Genomic DNA, 17,126 nt, shown 5'->3' with positions numbered 1-17,126 from the left:
CGTTCCATTGAACAGGTATGTAAAAATTATTGTTGCTATGTTTTTAATGGTATTTACATTCGTATCAACATTACAACCACTTGTAGTTCAAGCAGCTACCCAGTTGGCTGACGGTGAATATTCAATCGGTTTCAAAGTTCTTAAGGACACATCAGATGAAGAATCTATGATGAATCAATACTCTGTAAGTCCAGGGACTTTAAAAGTGAAGGATGGGAAGAAGAAGGTATCCTTTACGTTAGAACATAGTTCATGGATTACAAAGTTTGAAACAGAAAAAAGTGGCCAGTTTGTTGCGACAAATGTAATTAGTGAAGATAAAGAAAAAGATACAAGAGTAGTAGAATTTGAAGTGGACGATGTAGAGAAAGTATTAAATGCGAAAGTAAAAGTAGACATAGACTTTTTAAATTATCATCATGATTATGATGTGCGTATTGCATTTGATCAAAATAGTATTACACCGATTCATGTAGAACAACCAAATGAAAAAGAGGACCCAGCTAATAAGCCAGATCCAAATGAAAAACCGGATCCAAGTCAGAAGCCCGACCAAAAGCCTGACTCAGATCAACAACCCAATTCTAACACAATTAACGATGGGAATTATAGTATTCCATTTAAAGTGTTAAAAGATAAGACAGATGAAGAATCTAGAATGAAAGACAAGTTAATAAGTCCAGCCGTATTAAAAGTAGAAAACGGTAAGAAAAAAGCGACTGTAACATTAACAGATAACGCATCAATTAAAAATTTCCAAACAGAAAAAGATGGTTCATTTGTTGATGCAAAAGTAATCAGTGAAAATAAAGAGAAAAATACAAGAGTAGTAGAATTTGAAGTAGACAATTTATCTAAAAAGTTAAATACAAAAGTATTTATTGAAGTGGCATCACAAAATTATAAACAAACGCATGAATTACAACTTCAATTTAATGAAGAAAAACTTGAGCCAATTAAGGACGAAGAGAAACAACCGGAAGTAGAAAAACCAACTGTTGAAACAATTAAAGATGGAGAGTATAGCATTCCATTTAAAGTGTTAAAAGACAAGACAGATGAAGAATCTAGAATGAAAGAAAATGTAATAAGTCCAGCCGTATTAAAAGTAGAAAACGGTAAGAAAAAAGCGATTGTAACGTTAAAAGATAACGCATCAATTAAAAATTTCCAAACAGAAAAAGATGGTTCATTTGTTGATGCAAAAGTAGTAAGTGAAGATAAAGAGAAAAATACAAGAGTGGTAGAGTTCGAAGTAGACAATTTATCTAAAAAGTTAAATACAAAAGTATTTATTGAAGTGGCATCAAGAAATTATAAACAAACGCATGAATTACAACTTCAATTTAATGAAGAAAAACTTGAGTCAATTAAAAACGAAGAAAAGCAACCAGAAGTAGAGAAGCCGAATGTTGAAACAATTAAAGACGGCGAATACAGCATTAACTTTAAAGCGTTAAAAGATCAATCAGAAGAAATTTCAATGATGAACACGTACACGAAGAGTCCAGGCGTGTTAAAGGTGAAAGATGGTAAAAAGTATGTATCATTCACATTAACGAACAGTGCGTGGATTACAAAGTTTGAATTTGAGAAAAATGGTTCGTTTGTTGATGCAAGTGTAGTAAGTGAAGATAAAAAAGCTGATACACGCGTAGTGGAAGTAGAAGTAGGCGATTTATCTAAAAAGTTAAATGCAAAAGTAAAAGTAGATATCGATTCAATGAATTATCACCATTTCTATGACATTCAATTTGCATTTGATAAAGGTAGCATTAAACCGTTAGACAACCAAGGCGGGAACAATAACCAAGGCGGGAACAATAACCAAGGTGGAAACAATAACCAAGATAATAATACAACCATTGATCCAAAAGCTCTTAAAGATGGTGAATACAGTATTGGCTTTAAAGTTTTAAAAGATAAAACAGAAGAAATTTCAATCATGAACACATATACAAAGAGTCCAGCTGTACTAAAAGTGAAAGATGGTAAGAAGTATGTATCGTTTACATTAACGAATAGTGCATGGATTACAAAATTTGAGTTTGAGAAAAATGGTTCTTTTGTTAACGCAAAAGTGTTAAGTGAGAATAAAGAGCAAAATACAAAAGTAGTAGAGTTAGAAGTAGAGGATTTATCGAAAAAATTAAATGCAAAAGTAAAAGTAGATATTGATGCAATGAATTATCACCATTTCTACGATGTTCAATTTGTATTTGATGAAAACAGTATTAAAGCTTTAGGTAACCAAGGTGGAAATGATAACCAAGGTGGAAACGACAACCAAGGCGGAAACAATAACCAAGGTGGAAATAACAATCAGGGCGGAAACGATAACCAAGGTGGAAATAATCAACCAAAAATAATAGTTGATCCAAAAAATTTAGTAGATGGTGAATATGATATTCCATTTAAAGTGTTAAAAGATAAAACAAATGAGATTTCAAAGATGCATGACTACACTGTACATCCAGCAAAATTAATCGTGAAAGATGGTAAAAAGTACATTGAAATGACGCTGAAAAATAGTGCGTGGATTACGAAATTCCAAACAGAAAAAGATGGTCTATTTGCTGATGCAAAATTAGTGAGTGAAGATAAAAATGCAAATACGAGAGTAGTGCAATTTGAAGTAAGTGATTTATTTGCAAAATTAAATGCAAAAGTAAAAGTAGATATCGACGAAATGAATTATCATCATTTCTACGATGTCCAAATTCAATTTGATACAAATAATATTGGTGGGTTAGGAACGATTAAAGAGGATCCAAAAAAAGATCCGAAAAAAAATCCGAACAATCCAGTGATTACACCGAAAGTAGATAATATAAAAAAATTAGATAATCCTGATTTTAACCGAAATGCAGATGATAAGAAGAAAAAAGAAGACCAAAAAAATGATTCGAAAAAAGAGAAAAACTCAAAAACGGCAGATACAGCACAACTAGGCTTATACATGGTGCTACTGCTTGGGTCACTTGCTTTACTAGTTCGTAAATATAGAGCAGGTAGATTGTAATTTTTGAAGTCTTGATGCATGTTCGCATGCATCAAGACTTGTTTCATATTGTTCGGAAAGGAGTGGTGATTGAGAGTGAAGAAACTTGCAAGTGTACTAATGGCTATCATTTTATTAGTGAGTATAGCTGGATGCTCGGCGCCAAAAAAAGAAGCAGCAAAACAGGTGAAGAGTGAGAGTAAAGAGAGAGTTGTTGCCACGACAGTCGCTGTTACTGAAATTATGGATGCGCTAGAAGTCGATTTAGTGGGTGTTCCAACGAGTACGAAAGATTTACCAAAGAGATATAAAGGTTTACCTGAAGTCGGGAATCCGATGAGTCCTGATATGGAAAAGGTAAAATCATTAAAGCCGTCAGAAGTATTATCCGTGACAACACTTGAATATGAATTAAAGCCAGTTTTTGATGGTGTGGGCATGAAAGCAAACTTTTTAGATTTAACAAGTTTGAAAAATATGCAAAATTCCATTAGTAAATTAGGTAAGCAATATGGACGCGAAAAACAGGCTGAAGCAGTTGTAACGAAGTTAGATAACAAAGTTGCAGAAATTAAAAAAGCAGTAAAGGGAAAGAAAGAACCGACAGTGCTTATTTTATTAGGTGTGCCGGGAAGTTATTTAGTAGCAACAGAGCATTCTTACATTGGTGATTTAGTGAAACAACTAGGTGGTAAAAATATTGTGCAAGGTGAACAAGTAGAATATTTAGCTTCTAATACAGAGTATTTAAAAAAAGCAGATCCAGACATTATTTTACGAGCAGCTCATGGTATGCCTGATGAAGTTGTGAAAATGTTTGATAAAGAATTTAAAACAAATGACATATGGAAGCACTTCGCTGCAGTTAAAAATAACCGTGTTTACGATTTAGAAGAGCGTTTATTTGGGACGACAGGCAATTTAGCAGCAATTGAAGCGTTAGATGAATTGAAAAAAATGATGTATCCGTGATGCATTTTAATATAAAGGAAGAGTGGAATGAATAAAAAAACTTGGAGTTTCCTCATTGTTACTGCATTGCTTATTGTTATGACATCATTGTCAGCAATGAAAGGGAGTTTAGAAATAGGGATAGTGGACCTTGTACAAGGGATATTTACAGGGACCAATGAAGATGTTGAAGTAATTAAAGATTTACGTTTCCCGCGTATTATTATTGCACTGTTCACTGGAGCAGCTCTTGCTGTTTCGGGTGTGCTTTTTCAAGCTGTTATGAAGAATCCACTTGCTGATGCTGGAGTAATCGGTATATCTTCAGGGGCGAGTTTTATGACACTTGTTATTATTACGCTGTTCCCACAATTCTTTTTCTGGACACCGGTATTCGCCTTTTTAGGTGGTGCGTTCGCATGTTATCTCGTTTATGCATTTTCATGGAAGTCAGGGTTAAGTCCACTTCGCATTATTTTAGTTGGTATAGCGATTAATGCGATGTTCACTGGATTAAATGAATCGTTCATTACAATTTGTGGATATTTCATTAAGAGTATTAAGCAAACGACGACTTCTAACATAACGATGAAGACGTGGGGCGATGTAGAAATAATGGTTACGTATGGAACAATTGGTCTTATTCTTGCTCTGTTTGTAGGAGCTTGGTGTAACTTATTATCGCTACAAGATAAGACTGCGAAAAACTTAGGGCTACACGTGACAAGAGTTCGTCTTATTATTTCTGCTATTGCAGTACTTTTAGCGGCAGTATCAACAGCGATTGCAGGTGTTATTGCTTTCGTAGGATTACTCGTTCCGCATATTTCAAGGCAACTAGTCGGTTCAGATCATAAAGTATTAATTCCATTTTCTGCTCTTGCAGGAGCGTTATTAATTTTGACGGCGGATACGATTGGAAGGTTAATTGTGCCACCTAATGAAATTCCAGCGGCGACGATTATGGCAGTTATTGGTGGTCCATTCTTAATATTCTTGCTTAGAAAGAGTGATAAAGTTCATGGAAATTAAAAATGTAACCTTTTCTTATGATAATATAACGGATCGATTAAAGTCGGTTAGTAGTGAAATAGAAATTGGTAAAATTACAACAATTATTGGTCCAAACGGTTGCGGGAAATCGACATTACTTGGCGTGATGTCAAGAAATCACGAGCCTCGTAGCGGAGAGGTAATATTGGATGGAAAGGCGATTAGCCAATATAAACCGAAAGAGTTTGCTAGAAAGTTAGCCGTTGTCCATCAACAAAATGAAGCACCGGCAGATATGACGGTGGAAAAATTAACAAGTTTTGGTCGTATGCCTCATAAAAATATCTTTTCCTCACAAACTGATGAAGATAGAGAAGCAATCGAAAGGGCTTTAGCATGTACGAATTTGCTAAGCAAACGTGATAAAGAGATTCATGCTTTATCTGGTGGAGAAAGACAACGTGTTTGGATTGCTATGACGTTAGCTCAGAAAACACCAATGCTCTTTTTAGATGAACCGACCACCTATTTAGATATTTATTATCAACTTGAAATATTAGAGTTAGTAAAAGAGTTAAATGAAGTACATGGATTGACGATTGTTATGGTATTACACGATATTAATCAGGCGATTCGCTATAGTGATCATATCATTGTTATGAAAGACGGTGAGATTGTTACGAAAGGTAAGCCGAATGATGTTGTGACAGAAAGTATGATAAAGACGATATACGGTGTAGATGTCGTTGTAAAGCAAGATGAAGATACAGGGTTGTATATGGTCCCAATGGGTATTTAAATATGCGAACAATCTGTTTTGAGGTGATAATTTGAGTAGTAAAAAAGAACGGAAGAAGAATTCTTTTTTTCAACGAATATTTACAGTTGTTTTTTTAGGTACCTTTTTCTATTCAGTATATGAATTAGGTGATATTTTCATAGATTACTATGAAAATCGTAAAGTAATGGCCGAAGCACAAAACATTTATGAAAAAAGTCCGATGGAAGAGCAATCACAAGACGGGGAAGTGCGTAAACAGTTCAAAGCTTTGCAGCAAATTAACCAAGAAATAGTTGGATGGATTACGATGGATGATACACAAATTAATTATCCAATCGTTCAAGCGAAAGACAATGATTACTATTTATTTCGTAATTATAAAGGTGAAGATATGAGAGCAGGAAGCATCTTTATGGACTATCGTAATGATGTGAAATCTCAAAATCGAAATACTATTTTATATGGTCACCGTATGAAAGATGGTTCTATGTTTGGAAGTTTAAAGAAAATGTTAGATGAAGAATTTTTCATGTCACATCGTAAATTATATTACGATACATTATTTGAAGGATATGATCTTGAATTGTTCTCGGTGTATACAACAACAACTGATTTTTATTACATTGAAACGGATTTTAGCAGTGATACGGAATACACATCATTTTTGGAGAAAATCCAAGAAAAATCGCTGTACAAAACGGATACAAAATTGGCAGCAAGTGATCAAATCGTAACACTTTCGACGTGTGACTATGCACTTGATCCGGAAGCAGGAAGGTTAGTTGTGCATGCGAAACTAGTAAAAAGACAGTAAATAAAAAGTATAGAATATGAGAAGTGGTAACGCTTCTCATATTCTATACTTTAAAAAAAGAAATATATTTACTGGGCTGCAGCCATTGGCATACGTACAACTTTCACATCATAGTAAGAGATTTTATTATCAAGAATATAATCTGGCATTCCACCTTGATGTGAGTGAGCTGCTTTAAATGCTGGGCTCTTCGTCCAACCTTGGAAATCTTCTTTTGCATTCCAGCGTGTGCTAATTGTTACTTCATCATAATCAACTGTATTTTGCGTTAGAAGAACTTCTAATCCTAAAAAGCCTGGCATTGTTTCAACTTGACCTACTTTATTAAAACGATCAATTAATTTATGTCCATTGCCCTTTGTAATTTTAGCTGTATTTGTAACGATAATCATGTTTTATTCCTCCTATTAAATGTAGCCTGTATTTTCGAGAACTCATATACATTAAATGATAATGAAAATCATTATCATTGTCAATGGTAAATGTGAAATATATAAGGATTTTTTCTATTATGTTGGACAGTAAGAATTTTAGGTCAAAATGTAGTAAATATGGGGCAGTTAAGTGGGAGTATGAGCGAGTTGTACTAGCAAAGCAATAATATGGTATAGTGAAACGAGGCTGTTTTTTCAGTCTCGTTTTTTAAATGCTTCCTGTAGAGAAAGCATGCAAATGGAAAGGAAGTTATTATATGCGATCAGAAGTAACTGTAAAAATAAAACCGAAATTTATAAAAGAAATTAAAAGTGGATATCCGCTTATTTTAAAAGATGCAATTCAAAATTTAAATGATGTTCAGGAAGAAGGAACAATCATTAAAGTAGTAGATGAGAAGAATCAATTCATTGGAAAAGGCTATTATGGAAAACAAAATAAAGGATACGGCTGGATTTTAACGAGAAAAGAGAGTGAACAAATTAATCAATCTTTCTTTGAAAGTAAAATTAAATCTGCCTTACATAAACGAAAGCAATTTTACAAAGCAAGTGATACGACAGCATTCCGCGCCCTAAACGGTGAAGGTGATGGTCTTGGTGGCTTAATCATCGATTATTATGATGGCTATTATGTAGTAAGTTGGTATAGTGAAGGGATTTATACTTTCAGAGATGAGATTATAGCAGCTCTTCAAAAAGTAGCAAACTTTAAAGGCATTTATGAGAAAAAGCGTTTTGATACGAAAGGGAAATACATTGAAGGCGATGATTTCGTAGCAGGAGAGCGCGGTGAGTTTCCGCTTATCGTAAAAGAGAATGGTGTGAACTTTGCTGTTTATTTAAATGACGGAGCGATGGTTGGTGTATTTTTAGATCAGCGTAACGTTCGAAAACAAATTCGTGATAAGTATGCAAAGGGAAGAACCGTGTTAAATATGTTCTCTTATACAGGTGCTTTCTCTGTATTTGCAGCGCTTGGCGGAGCGAGCAAGACGACGAGTGTGGACCTTGCAAATCGTAGTTTAAGTAAAACGATTGAGCAGTTTAGTGTAAATGAAGTTGATTATGAAGCACAAGATATTATTGTAGAAGATGTCTTTCTGTACTTCAAATATGCAGCGAAGAAAAAAATGAAATTTGATATGGTTGTACTTGACCCTCCAAGCTTTGCACGCTCAAAAAAATATACATTTAGTGCAGCGAAAGATTATAAAAATTTATTAAAAGAAACAATTGCCATTACAGAAAATAACGGGATTATCGTTGCTTCTACAAATTGTAGCGCATTCGATATGAAAAAGTTTAAAGGTTTTATCGATACAGCATTTAAAGAGATGAATGGCAAATATAAAATATTAGAAGAACATTCATTACCAGAAGATTTCCGTACCATTGATCAATTTAAAGAAGGAGACTATTTAAAAGTAGTTTTCATCGAGAAAATTAAAGGTTAATAAAGAAAAGGAGCTCGAGTTTACTTGAGCTCCTTTTCTTATTGAATGATATTTTGTACTCTACCGACTTGCCCGTCCTGCAATCGCACTTTAATGCCATGCGGATGGGAAGGGGAGTTTGTTAAAATATCTTTTACAATTCCACGTGTTAATTTGCCTGTGCGTTGATCTTGTTTTAATACAATATCAACTTCAAGGCCGGGTGCGATATTAGAACGTTTTTGTCCGTTCATTTATACACCTGTACGTCTACGTTGGTTGTTTGTTTTCTTCGTTTGTTGGTTTTGTAATTTTTTTGTTTCTTGGCTTTGGTTTTTGGCAGTTTGACCATTACCGTTACCTTGCTTTTTCTTTGCAAGTTGTTCGCGCATTAAATCAGCTAAGCTTACTTTTTTGTTTTCTGACATGATAAAGTCTCCTTTATATAAAGTTAATTATGAACTATCGTAGTAAATTTCATCATATCATTGTTAGGGAAGGAAGGGAAGTTGGTTTGAAAATTCATATAATTCTTCACAGTGTTCAGTCGTTGCGATACAATTAAAATGTTAATGTTTGTAAAAAAGGGGATAGACATATGGCGCATCATATTTTATTAGTTGAAGATGATATTTCAATTCAAGAGATGGTGGAAAAGTATTTAATAAAAGAAGGCTTTCAAGTAACAATTGCGTCTGATGGAGAAGAGGGTGTGAACACATATTTAAAAGGTTCATTTGATTTGATTATCCTCGACATTATGATGCCAAAGCTAGATGGCTTAGAGGTTGTGCGAATCATTCGAGAAAAAAGTGCTGTTCCGATTTTAATGATGTCGGCAAAAGATACCGATGTTGATAAAGCTGTTGGATTAGGACTTGGAGCAGATGATTACATTTGTAAGCCATTTTCTATGATCGAATTAGCTGCACGTGTAAAGGCAGGTATTCGGAGGTCTACGAAATATTCAGCTACAGAAGAAACAGAAAAGATGATTCAAATTGGTGATCTAACAATTGATCCAATTAATTTTACGGTTGAAAAAAACGGGAAATCGCTCAAACTTACTTTAAAAGAATTTGATATTTTAAAGCTATTCGTAAAGAATCAAAATCGTGTATTTACGAAAGCACAAATCTATACGTTCGTTTGGAACAAAGAGTATTACGGTGACGATAACGTTATTAATGTTCATATGAGAAGATTGCGTGAGAAAATCGAAAGTGATCCATCTAATCCAGAATATATTAAAACGTTATGGGGCATTGGCTATAAGTTGGAAGTGATGTAATATGGTCAATTTGTTACTGGGTATTATTTTTATGTTGTTATGTGTCATTTACATACAATATAAAATGAGAAAAAATAGTAGTAAAAATTTACGATACACATATGGAAAGTTAGAAAGTATTGTAAATGGACAAACAGGTGAGAAGTTACTTGTTATGACAGATGATCTAGAATTGCAAAAATTATTAGTGGCAATTAATCAATTATTAGATGCAAAACAGAAAACGAATGCAGATCATGCAAAAGTAGAAATTTCGATGAGAAAAATGCTTTCAAATATTTCACATGATTTAAAGACGCCACTAACAGTTATTCTTGGATATACAGAAATGTTAAATAAGGATAAAACGATAAATAAAAAAGAACAACAAATATTACTTGAAAAGGTGCATGTGAAAACACTAGAAGTAATGGAACTAATTCATAAGTTTTTTGATTTAGCAAAATTAGAATCTGGCGACAAGGCAATCGAGATGACGAAAGTAAATATGAATGAAGTTTGCCGCGACAAGATTTTATCTTTTTATGATTTAGTGACGACAAAAGGGTTTCAAGTTCATCTTGATATACCAGAAAGAAATATATTTGCACTTGGAAATGTAGAAGTATTAGGCAGGGTGTTGAATAATTTAATATCAAATGCGATTACATATGGAGACGATGGAAAGACACTTGGTATCACGTTAAGAGATGATGAAACGAGTGTGTATATAGATGTATGGGATATAGGAAAAGGAATTGACGAATCTCATATTGATAAAGTGTTTGAGCGTATGTACACACTTGAAGATTCGAGAAATAGATTGTATCAAGGAAGCGGTTTAGGGTTAACGATTACGAAAAGGCTTGTGGAAGCGATGGACGGAGAAATACATCTTTCTAGTAAGCCGTATGAAAAAACAATTTTTACAGTTGTATTAAAAAAGATGCTGTTTTAGCTTGTAGAGAAGTAGATTCTACAAGCTTTTTTTCAGCGTAAGGAATTTGTAAGGAACGGGTAAGAAAAAAGAGAATTCCATTGTCTATTATAGGAGTATAAGGTAGTGCGAAAGGAGACAGTGACATGACATATATGTTAAAAACGAATCAGTTAACGAAAGTGTTTAAAGGGAAAGAAGTTATTTCTAGCGTTAACATGCATGTGAAAAAGGGAGAGATATACGGTTTCTTAGGACCGAATGGTGCAGGTAAAACAACGATTATGAAAATGATCACCAATTTAATAAAACCGACGAGCGGTGATATTGAAATTTTTGGTGAGAAGTTAACGGATACATCTTATGAATTGTTAAAGCGCATGGGGACAATTATCGAATATCCAATCTTTTATGATAAATTAACGGCGAAGGAAAACCTAGAATTACATTGTGAATATATGGGGTATTACGATAAAAACGCAATTGATCATGCTTTACATTTAGTGAAGCTACACGGTATAGATGATAAAAAAGTAAAAGATTTTTCATTAGGGATGAAGCAAAGACTTGGTATTGCAAGGGCGATTATGACGAAGCCAGAATTACTCATTTTAGATGAGCCAATTAACGGCTTAGATCCAATTGGTATTAAAGAATTAAGAGACTTATTTAAAATGCTTTGCAAAGAATATGGTATTACGTTATTAGTCTCTAGTCATATTTTAGGCGAGATGGAACTAATGGCAGATACAATCGGTATGATTCAAAATGGAAAACTAATAAAAGAAGTTTCAATGAAGAGTATTAACGGAAAACAAACAGAGTACATTGAAATTACTGTTCCTGAGGTGAAGCGTGCAGCTTATATTTTAGAAGATAAACTCGGTATAAAAAATTACAAAATAATGAGTGGAAACATGATTCGTGTGTATGAATTGAAGGCGTCGCAGCAAGCTATTTCAAAAGCACTTATTATGAACGATGTAGAAATTGAAAGTATTAATAAGAAACATAGTTCCTTAGAAGAATATTTCTTAAATGTAATGGATGGAGAGGGCATTCATGCTTAATGGATTGTTAGTGAATCTAGTAAGTGGATTGATTGTGATGTTCATAAGTGGGATTTTATATTATAGAAAACCTGAGCGGAAATGGCCGTTAATTTTACTAGTGATAGGAATAGTAAGCGTAGTTATGGCTGGAATTAGAATGTTAGTAGCATAGAGATCGTTATGTCAGTAATGGAGGTGTGGTTTATATGTTTAAATTAATGAAACTTGAATGGAAGAAACATAAATTATCTAGTTACTGTAAAGGGGTAGCCATTTGTATTATAGCAATTTTTGCTGCGGTAAGTCTTATGGGGTTGGGAGTGAAAGGTGAAGGAGATGTGACGCTCACTGATTTCACAAAGTATATGACTTTAGCAAATCTCTTTATTAGGATGACATTTCTTATTTTTAGTGCGGTCATTTTATCACGTTTAGTAATTGATGAGTATAAGAACAAAACGATGCAACTATTGTTTATGTATCCACTACAAAGGAAAAAGTTAATGAGAGCGAAATTAACAATTGTTTTTAGTTTTTGTTTTGTGAGCATGATTATCGCTACTTTCAGTATTAGCTTGCTCATATTTTTTATGAACCCAATGATGGGGCTAATTGAAACACCTATTACGATGGGCGAAATAATAGCTACTGTTCCAGCTACCTTTATAAGCGCATTTATGATATCTGGTATTAGTTTAATTCCTTTATTTTTTGGGATGAGAAAGAAATCGGCACCGACAACGATTACTTCTGCAGTAATAATTGGGATGTTAATGAACAGTAACTATGGAAATGGTGTAAGTTTTTATGATTATATTGTTATTCCAATTTCACTCTGTTTATTAGGAATTTTCATTAGTTATCTATCGTATCGTAAAATCGAAAAGATTGATGTGGCTTGAAGCAAGCATAAAACAACAATGAACTGGGGTATGAATGTTGAAAAAAATAATAGTAATTGCAATTTTATTTGTGACAATTGCTAGTATGATTTTTGGTTTTAAGACATTTCAGGGGAAAGGTTTTAAGAAAGAAAAGTCTTTTGGGATAAATCATATAAAAGAGATAGAAGTGGACAATGAAAACTGGGATATTGAGTTGAAAAGTACAGACGCTAACAAAATAGTAATTTCGGCTCAAGGTAAACGAGTAGATAAAGAGATAGATCCCGTCGAAATAGAACAAGCAGGAAATAAAGTTATAGTTAAGCAAAAAGAAAAGGCGACCAGATTTTTTAATGTTTTTACGTTTAGGAAGAAAAATAGTATATCTATAGCTATTCCAAAGAAAGAAATAGATAAAATTGTATTAAATAATAAATCGGGTGATGTGAAAATAAGCGATATAGAAGTGAAAAATATCGTGACAAAAAGTGAGTCCGGAGATGAAATGGTTGTAGGACTATCAGCGGAGAAAGGTGAATTCATATCGCAAAGTGGAGAGTTAGCTGTAAAAGATAGTTCAGTACAAGAATTAAATATAAAGTCTACGACTGGTGATAACTATATAACAAATGTAAGTAACTCAAATATGAACATCACTTCAACATCTGGGGAAGTATTATTGAAGGATATGAAAGAAGGAAAATCGTTATTTGTAGAAACAAAATCAGGAGATATTGGCGTACGGTATAAAGGTGTTCCGACATCTTTAAAACTTACGGCTAAAAGTAATTCATCTGACGTAATGGTGAATGTAAAAGGATTTAAGAAAGATAAAAATACAGAAAAGGTAAAAGCAGGAACCATTGGTGATGCAAAAAACGAAGTGAAGATTTTAAGTAAAACAGGAGCGATTTATATCGATTAAAATGTAAATGGAAGGAGGACTATTATGCTACGTCTTATGAAGCTAGAATTAAAAAAGTTTAAGCTTGGATGGTATGTGAGGGGAGCGATTATTGCAAATATCGCTATACTGGCATTACTAATCTTTACGGGCATCGTTTCTCAAATAGAAGGAGATCCAGAAATGAGAGATCCACAGATGGTTTTGTTAATGGCTAGTACATTAGTAAGAGCAACATTTATTATTTTTGGTAGTGTGTTAATCGCAAGGTTAATAATTGGTGAATATAAAAACAAAACAATACTACTTATGTTTTCTTATCCAATTAACCGAAAGAAAATGATGGTTAGTAAGTTGGTTATTACAGCAACATTAACATTTATAACAGTTATTTTATCTAATATTTTAGTAGTAGGAATGTTCTTTGGGATAGATAGCTATTTTTCAATTCTTCCTAATTCATTCACAGTAGATCAATTGATGCGAGAAGGGATAAACCTTGTTCCTTTAGCCGTTGCAACTGCGGGAATAAGTTTAATCCCACTATATTTCGGAATGCGTAAACGTTCAGTGCCAACTACAATTGTTTCATCCCTGATTGTTGTATCAATTGCAATGAACAGCACTACGTTTTCTGTAGCAACTTTTCTTCCTCTTCAACTAGCATTGGCAGCAATTGGAGTTGTGATTGCATGTTACGGAATTAAAAATATAGAGAAGGAAGATATAACTGTATGACAAGAATAAGAAAAAAGAGTTGACGTTACAGCAACTCTTTTTTGTATATGTATGCTTCGTTACTACTCTGTAAATTTGGAGTGTTTGCTTAAATACGCTTGTACTCCTGGAGAAATATTAAAGTTATTAGGACTTTTATATTCGATAGTAAACTCTCCGTCTCTACTTGTCTCAAATGAGATTGCATAGCTATTCATTTTAGCATCGTAAGAAGTATTTTTGACTTCCGCATCTAGATCAAAGTATTTTGTAATATATTCTTTTGATTCTGTAACTGCTGTTTGTTTCCCCCAAGGGGTACCATAATTTGTGAAATAAAGAGATACGCTAATAACTCCGATAATAGAAGTTAGTAAAATAGTTCTCATAACTATTTTTTTATTTTTTGTATTCAATTTGGTTGCTCCTCTTCATAATATGTATTCATTTTAACCTATCTTTTCCATAAAACAACCATTTAGTAAAAAATAGTTTCACATGAAACAAGTTACAGAAAAAGACAAGGGTTGTAAATTCCTTGTCTTTTTTTGTTGTTACATTTTAGGAGCTTCCATTCCAGCTGCAGCCCATTCCTCTTTTGATGGGCCATATACGCCAGGGACTGTTAAGCCGGCTTGTCGCATTAAAACCGTCATTTGTCCACGATGGTGATTTTGATGATTAATAAGTGTCATTAAAAATATAGAATTTGGCATAGGACGACCAAAGAAGTCATTAATAGTAGCTAAGTCTTTATCCGTCCATTCACCTTGAAGTGCTTCAACAAAAGCCGCATTCACTTTACGATAACCATCTGCAATTGTTGTGGCAGAACTTGGAACAGGATAATCTTTCGTTTCTCCTTCAAACTTAAGCCCTGTACCAGACAGCATAACAGGAATTGCCGTCACGATATGCCAAGCAACTCTGCCTAATGTCCAGTGCCCAGGTGCAATTTCTTGTGATAAAGACTCATCTGTTAATGCATCGAGCATTTTTTGAGTAGACTCAGCCTCGTATGTCCATGATTGCAAGAAGCCTTCAATAGTTTGGTACATATTTATCCCTCCTAGTTATGTTCATAAGTTACATTCGTGAAAAAAAGATAGTTTCCTTTTAAACTCACCTTCTTCCCACTCTTCCTCATCCCCCATAAGAAATAAGGTGCTCCAAGTACAGTAGCGTTCAAAATGGCACTAACGATAAAGATTTGAATAATCGCTAAGCCGAGAGCTGAAATAACTATTCCTATTAAGCAAGGGCTGTTGGGCGAAATCCTAATTTTCATGAAAAGAAAAGTACAATTCCAACTGCGAGTAGTCCGTCGATGAATACACCAATTGGATTGAAGTTTGTATGTCTATGCAGAATGGAGAAAAAGAAATTCGTTTGAGCAAGAAGGCGAAAGTACAAGCAAAAAGAGAGCGAATCGCATGTAATAATTAATAGAATGTATGGAATGAATCTGTGTTTATCCCCACTAGGTAAAGTAGTTCTTTTTTATTTAGATAGGTGTTTTCTAACTCGGTGATTGTACGTAAAAGATTGAATGTAAAGGACGTGATCAACATGTCTTCATGGAGCAATAATATAAATGGATATTGTGGGTGTAATAATCAAAATGGTGTACATGTTGATTCATGCTGTTTTAGTTGTGATGGGACAGTTCCTAAGCTGGGCCCAACAGGTCCAACGGGTCCAACAGGAGCAACAGGTTCAACAGGCCCAACAGGAGCGACAGGAATAACAGGAGCAACAGGCCCAACAGGAGCGACAGGAATAACAGGAGCAACAGGTCCAACGGGAGCGACGGGAATAACAGGTTCAACAGGTTCAACAGGTCCAACAGGAGCAACGGGAATAACAGGGGCAACGGGTCCAACAGGAGCGACAGGAATAACAGGAGCAACAGGTCCAACGGGAGCGACGGGAATAACAGGAGCAACAGGTCCAACGGGAGCGACGGGAATAACAGGGGCAACGGGTCCAACAGGAGCGACGGGAATAACAGGTTCAACAGGTTCAACAGGTCCAACAGGTCCAACAGGAGCAACGGGAATAACAGGGGCAACGGGTCCAACAGGAGCGACGGGAATAACAGGGGCAACGGGTCCAACAGGAGCGACGGGAATAACAGGTTCAACAGGTCCAACAGGAGCAACGGGAATAACAGGTTCAACAGGTCCAACAGGAGCAACGGGAATAACAGGAGCAACAGGTCCAACAGGAGCGACGGGAATAACAGGGGCAACGGGTCCAACAGGAGCGACGGGAATAACAGGAGCAACAGGTCCAACAGGAGCGACGGGAATAACAGGAGCAACAGGTCCAACAGGTCCAACAGGTTCGACGGGTCCAACAGGAGCGACCGGTCCGACGGGAGTAACAGGTACAAGTATCACGGCGACATATGCATTTGCAAATAATACGTCAGGAACAGCGATATCGGTACTTCTAGGTGGAACGAATGTCCCGCTTCCAAATAATCAAAACATCGGTCCAGGAATTACTGTTTCTGGTGGAAACACAGTATTTACGGTTGCAAATGCTGGGAATTATTACATTTCATATACGATTAATATAACGGCTTCATTATTAGTCAGTTCGCGGATTACAATTAATGGAGCACCACTTGCTGGGACGATCAATGCTCCTGCGTTAGCAACTACATCATTTAGTGCAACAATTATTACAACTCTTGCAGCAGGAGATGCTATTAGTTTGCAACTATTTGGTTTGTTAGCTGTTGCCACATTATCAACAACTACACCAGGAGCTGTGTTAACGATAATAAGATTAAGCTAAATAATAACTCTCTTATTCTTTTATAGATGAGGAGAGTTTATACATATAATAAGAAGTTAATGGAGTGAAGCATAGTTATATAAAAGTCAGAATATTATGATTGCAACGTTATGGCGACTATAATATAATGAAAACAACCATCATGAA

General features: G+C 34.8%; 19 protein-coding genes. 14 read left to right on the top strand and 5 right to left on the bottom strand.

Annotated elements, in window-relative coordinates:
* The first annotated feature begins 7 nt into the window (after window positions 1–7).
* The 5 genes from PDL00_RS13530 (at window position 8) to srtB (ending at window position 6,540) form a co-directional block, all read left to right on the top strand.
* On the top strand, window positions 8–3,022 hold the full coding sequence (locus PDL00_RS13530; protein WP_270729531.1) for an NEAT domain-containing protein: 3,015 nt from the start codon (window positions 8–10) through the stop codon (window positions 3,020–3,022).
* Window positions 3,023–3,091: 69 nt separating this feature from the next.
* Window positions 3,092–3,973 carry a heme ABC transporter substrate-binding protein IsdE gene (isdE, locus tag PDL00_RS13525; RefSeq protein WP_141434932.1) on the top strand — a complete coding sequence of 294 codons (882 nt, stop codon included), beginning with the start codon at window positions 3,092–3,094 and terminating at the stop codon, window positions 3,971–3,973.
* Window positions 3,974–4,000: 27 nt separating this feature from the next.
* Window positions 4,001–4,984 (top strand): FecCD family ABC transporter permease, encoded by a 984-nt coding sequence (locus tag PDL00_RS13520; protein ID WP_097818329.1) that lies wholly within the window; start codon window positions 4,001–4,003, stop codon window positions 4,982–4,984.
* Window positions 4,974–5,744 (top strand): ABC transporter ATP-binding protein, encoded by a 771-nt coding sequence (locus PDL00_RS13515; protein WP_242257211.1) that lies wholly within the window; start codon window positions 4,974–4,976, stop codon window positions 5,742–5,744. The genes PDL00_RS13520 and PDL00_RS13515 overlap by 11 nt, the downstream gene beginning before the upstream one ends.
* Before the next feature lie 31 nt (window positions 5,745–5,775).
* Window positions 5,776–6,540 carry a class B sortase gene (srtB, locus tag PDL00_RS13510; RefSeq protein ID WP_270729529.1) on the top strand — a complete coding sequence of 255 codons (765 nt, stop codon included), beginning with the start codon at window positions 5,776–5,778 and terminating at the stop codon, window positions 6,538–6,540.
* A gap of 68 nt (window positions 6,541–6,608) precedes the next feature.
* Here the strand turns inward: srtB and isdG are convergent, their stop codons facing one another.
* Window positions 6,609–6,932: a heme oxygenase gene (gene isdG / locus PDL00_RS13505; protein WP_000587815.1), complete on the bottom strand. Its 324-nt coding sequence runs from the start codon at window positions 6,930–6,932 to the stop codon at window positions 6,609–6,611.
* A 299-nt stretch (window positions 6,933–7,231) separates the two neighbouring features.
* On the opposite strand from isdG, the gene PDL00_RS13500 reads away from it, so the two are divergent.
* Entirely contained in the window at window positions 7,232–8,431 is a 1,200-nt protein-coding gene (locus tag PDL00_RS13500) for a class I SAM-dependent rRNA methyltransferase (RefSeq protein WP_061677079.1), read from the top strand.
* A gap of 38 nt (window positions 8,432–8,469) precedes the next feature.
* On the opposite strand, the gene PDL00_RS13495 is transcribed toward PDL00_RS13500, so the two are convergent.
* Together PDL00_RS13495 and PDL00_RS13490 are read right to left on the bottom strand one after the other, a co-directional pair.
* Window positions 8,470–8,664, bottom strand: a complete 195-nt coding sequence (locus PDL00_RS13495) for a YwbE family protein (protein WP_063262677.1) — start codon at window positions 8,662–8,664, stop codon at window positions 8,470–8,472.
* Window positions 8,665–8,838, bottom strand: a complete 174-nt coding sequence (locus PDL00_RS13490) for a hypothetical protein (protein WP_001293582.1) — start codon at window positions 8,836–8,838, stop codon at window positions 8,665–8,667. It abuts the gene before it with no gap.
* 170 nt (window positions 8,839–9,008) lie between these two features.
* Between PDL00_RS13490 and PDL00_RS13485 the strand changes: the two genes are divergently transcribed.
* The 7 genes from PDL00_RS13485 (at window position 9,009) to PDL00_RS13455 (ending at window position 14,195) form a co-directional block, all read left to right on the top strand.
* The gene (locus PDL00_RS13485) at window positions 9,009–9,701 is read left to right on the top strand and encodes a response regulator transcription factor (protein ID WP_270729527.1); all 693 of its coding nucleotides are present in this window, start codon (window positions 9,009–9,011) and stop codon (window positions 9,699–9,701) included.
* A gap of 1 nt (window position 9,702) precedes the next feature.
* On the top strand, window positions 9,703–10,638 hold the full coding sequence (locus PDL00_RS13480; RefSeq protein ID WP_270729524.1) for a HAMP domain-containing histidine kinase: 936 nt from the start codon (window positions 9,703–9,705) through the stop codon (window positions 10,636–10,638).
* 125 nt (window positions 10,639–10,763) lie between these two features.
* Complete coding sequence (locus PDL00_RS13475; protein WP_270729522.1) at window positions 10,764–11,687, top strand: ABC transporter ATP-binding protein; 924 nt, start codon at window positions 10,764–10,766, stop codon at window positions 11,685–11,687.
* Window positions 11,680–11,841 (top strand): hypothetical protein, encoded by a 162-nt coding sequence (locus PDL00_RS13470; RefSeq protein ID WP_012261777.1) that lies wholly within the window; start codon window positions 11,680–11,682, stop codon window positions 11,839–11,841. Before PDL00_RS13475 ends, PDL00_RS13470 begins: the two co-directional genes overlap by 8 nt.
* 34 nt (window positions 11,842–11,875) lie before the next feature.
* The gene (locus PDL00_RS13465) at window positions 11,876–12,571 is read left to right on the top strand and encodes an ABC transporter permease (protein WP_242257206.1); all 696 of its coding nucleotides are present in this window, start codon (window positions 11,876–11,878) and stop codon (window positions 12,569–12,571) included.
* Window positions 12,572–12,605: 34 nt separating this feature from the next.
* The gene (locus PDL00_RS13460) at window positions 12,606–13,478 is read left to right on the top strand and encodes a DUF4097 family beta strand repeat-containing protein (RefSeq protein WP_270729518.1); all 873 of its coding nucleotides are present in this window, start codon (window positions 12,606–12,608) and stop codon (window positions 13,476–13,478) included.
* Between the two features lie 24 nt (window positions 13,479–13,502).
* A complete protein-coding gene (locus PDL00_RS13455; RefSeq protein ID WP_242257204.1) occupies window positions 13,503–14,195 on the top strand; it encodes an ABC transporter permease in 693 nt (230 codons plus the stop codon).
* Window positions 14,196–14,257: 62 nt separating this feature from the next.
* Here the strand turns inward: PDL00_RS13455 and PDL00_RS13450 are convergent, their stop codons facing one another.
* Window positions 14,258–14,590 (bottom strand): YfjL-like protein, encoded by a 333-nt coding sequence (locus PDL00_RS13450; RefSeq protein WP_242257203.1) that lies wholly within the window; start codon window positions 14,588–14,590, stop codon window positions 14,258–14,260.
* Between the two features lie 138 nt (window positions 14,591–14,728).
* Window positions 14,729–15,232, bottom strand: coding sequence for a DinB family protein (locus tag PDL00_RS13445; protein WP_242257202.1), 504 nt, complete (start codon window positions 15,230–15,232; stop codon window positions 14,729–14,731).
* 511 nt (window positions 15,233–15,743) lie between these two features.
* Between PDL00_RS13445 and PDL00_RS13440 the strand changes: the two genes are divergently transcribed.
* Complete coding sequence (locus PDL00_RS13440) at window positions 15,744–16,979, top strand: BclA C-terminal domain-containing protein (RefSeq protein ID WP_270729515.1); 1,236 nt, start codon at window positions 15,744–15,746, stop codon at window positions 16,977–16,979.
* Window positions 16,980–17,126: the final 147 nt, after the last annotated feature.

It is taken from the genome of Bacillus cereus group sp. TH152-1LC (assembly GCF_027710505.1).
Lineage (GTDB): Bacteria > Bacillota > Bacilli > Bacillales > Bacillaceae_G > Bacillus_A > Bacillus_A mobilis.
Note: the sequence above shows the minus strand (reverse complement) of the source record. Positions and strands in the feature narration are given on the sequence as shown.

What these genes read in the sequence shown, in the direction of transcription:
- PDL00_RS13520 (WP_097818329.1), top strand. Translation starts at nt 4,001, where the DNA reads ATGAATAAAAAAACTTGGAGTTTCCTCATTGTTACTGCATTGCTTATT.
- PDL00_RS13515 (WP_242257211.1), top strand. Translation starts at nt 4,974, where the DNA reads ATGGAAATTAAAAATGTAACCTTTTCTTATGATAATATAACGGATCGA.
- isdG (WP_000587815.1), bottom strand. Translation starts at nt 6,932, where the DNA reads ATGATTATCGTTACAAATACAGCTAAAATTACAAAGGGCAATGGACAT.
- PDL00_RS13500 (WP_061677079.1), top strand. Translation starts at nt 7,232, where the DNA reads ATGCGATCAGAAGTAACTGTAAAAATAAAACCGAAATTTATAAAAGAA.
- PDL00_RS13495 (WP_063262677.1), bottom strand. Translation starts at nt 8,664, where the DNA reads ATGAACGGACAAAAACGTTCTAATATCGCACCCGGCCTTGAAGTTGAT.
- PDL00_RS13490 (WP_001293582.1), bottom strand. Translation starts at nt 8,838, where the DNA reads ATGTCAGAAAACAAAAAAGTAAGCTTAGCTGATTTAATGCGCGAACAA.
- PDL00_RS13485 (WP_270729527.1), top strand. Translation starts at nt 9,009, where the DNA reads ATGGCGCATCATATTTTATTAGTTGAAGATGATATTTCAATTCAAGAG.
- PDL00_RS13480 (WP_270729524.1), top strand. Translation starts at nt 9,703, where the DNA reads ATGGTCAATTTGTTACTGGGTATTATTTTTATGTTGTTATGTGTCATT.
- PDL00_RS13475 (WP_270729522.1), top strand. Translation starts at nt 10,764, where the DNA reads ATGACATATATGTTAAAAACGAATCAGTTAACGAAAGTGTTTAAAGGG.
- PDL00_RS13470 (WP_012261777.1), top strand. Translation starts at nt 11,680, where the DNA reads ATGCTTAATGGATTGTTAGTGAATCTAGTAAGTGGATTGATTGTGATG.
- PDL00_RS13465 (WP_242257206.1), top strand. Translation starts at nt 11,876, where the DNA reads ATGTTTAAATTAATGAAACTTGAATGGAAGAAACATAAATTATCTAGT.
- PDL00_RS13460 (WP_270729518.1), top strand. Translation starts at nt 12,606, where the DNA reads ATGTTGAAAAAAATAATAGTAATTGCAATTTTATTTGTGACAATTGCT.
- PDL00_RS13455 (WP_242257204.1), top strand. Translation starts at nt 13,503, where the DNA reads ATGCTACGTCTTATGAAGCTAGAATTAAAAAAGTTTAAGCTTGGATGG.
- PDL00_RS13445 (WP_242257202.1), bottom strand. Translation starts at nt 15,232, where the DNA reads ATGTACCAAACTATTGAAGGCTTCTTGCAATCATGGACATACGAGGCT.
- PDL00_RS13440 (WP_270729515.1), top strand. Translation starts at nt 15,744, where the DNA reads ATGTCTTCATGGAGCAATAATATAAATGGATATTGTGGGTGTAATAAT.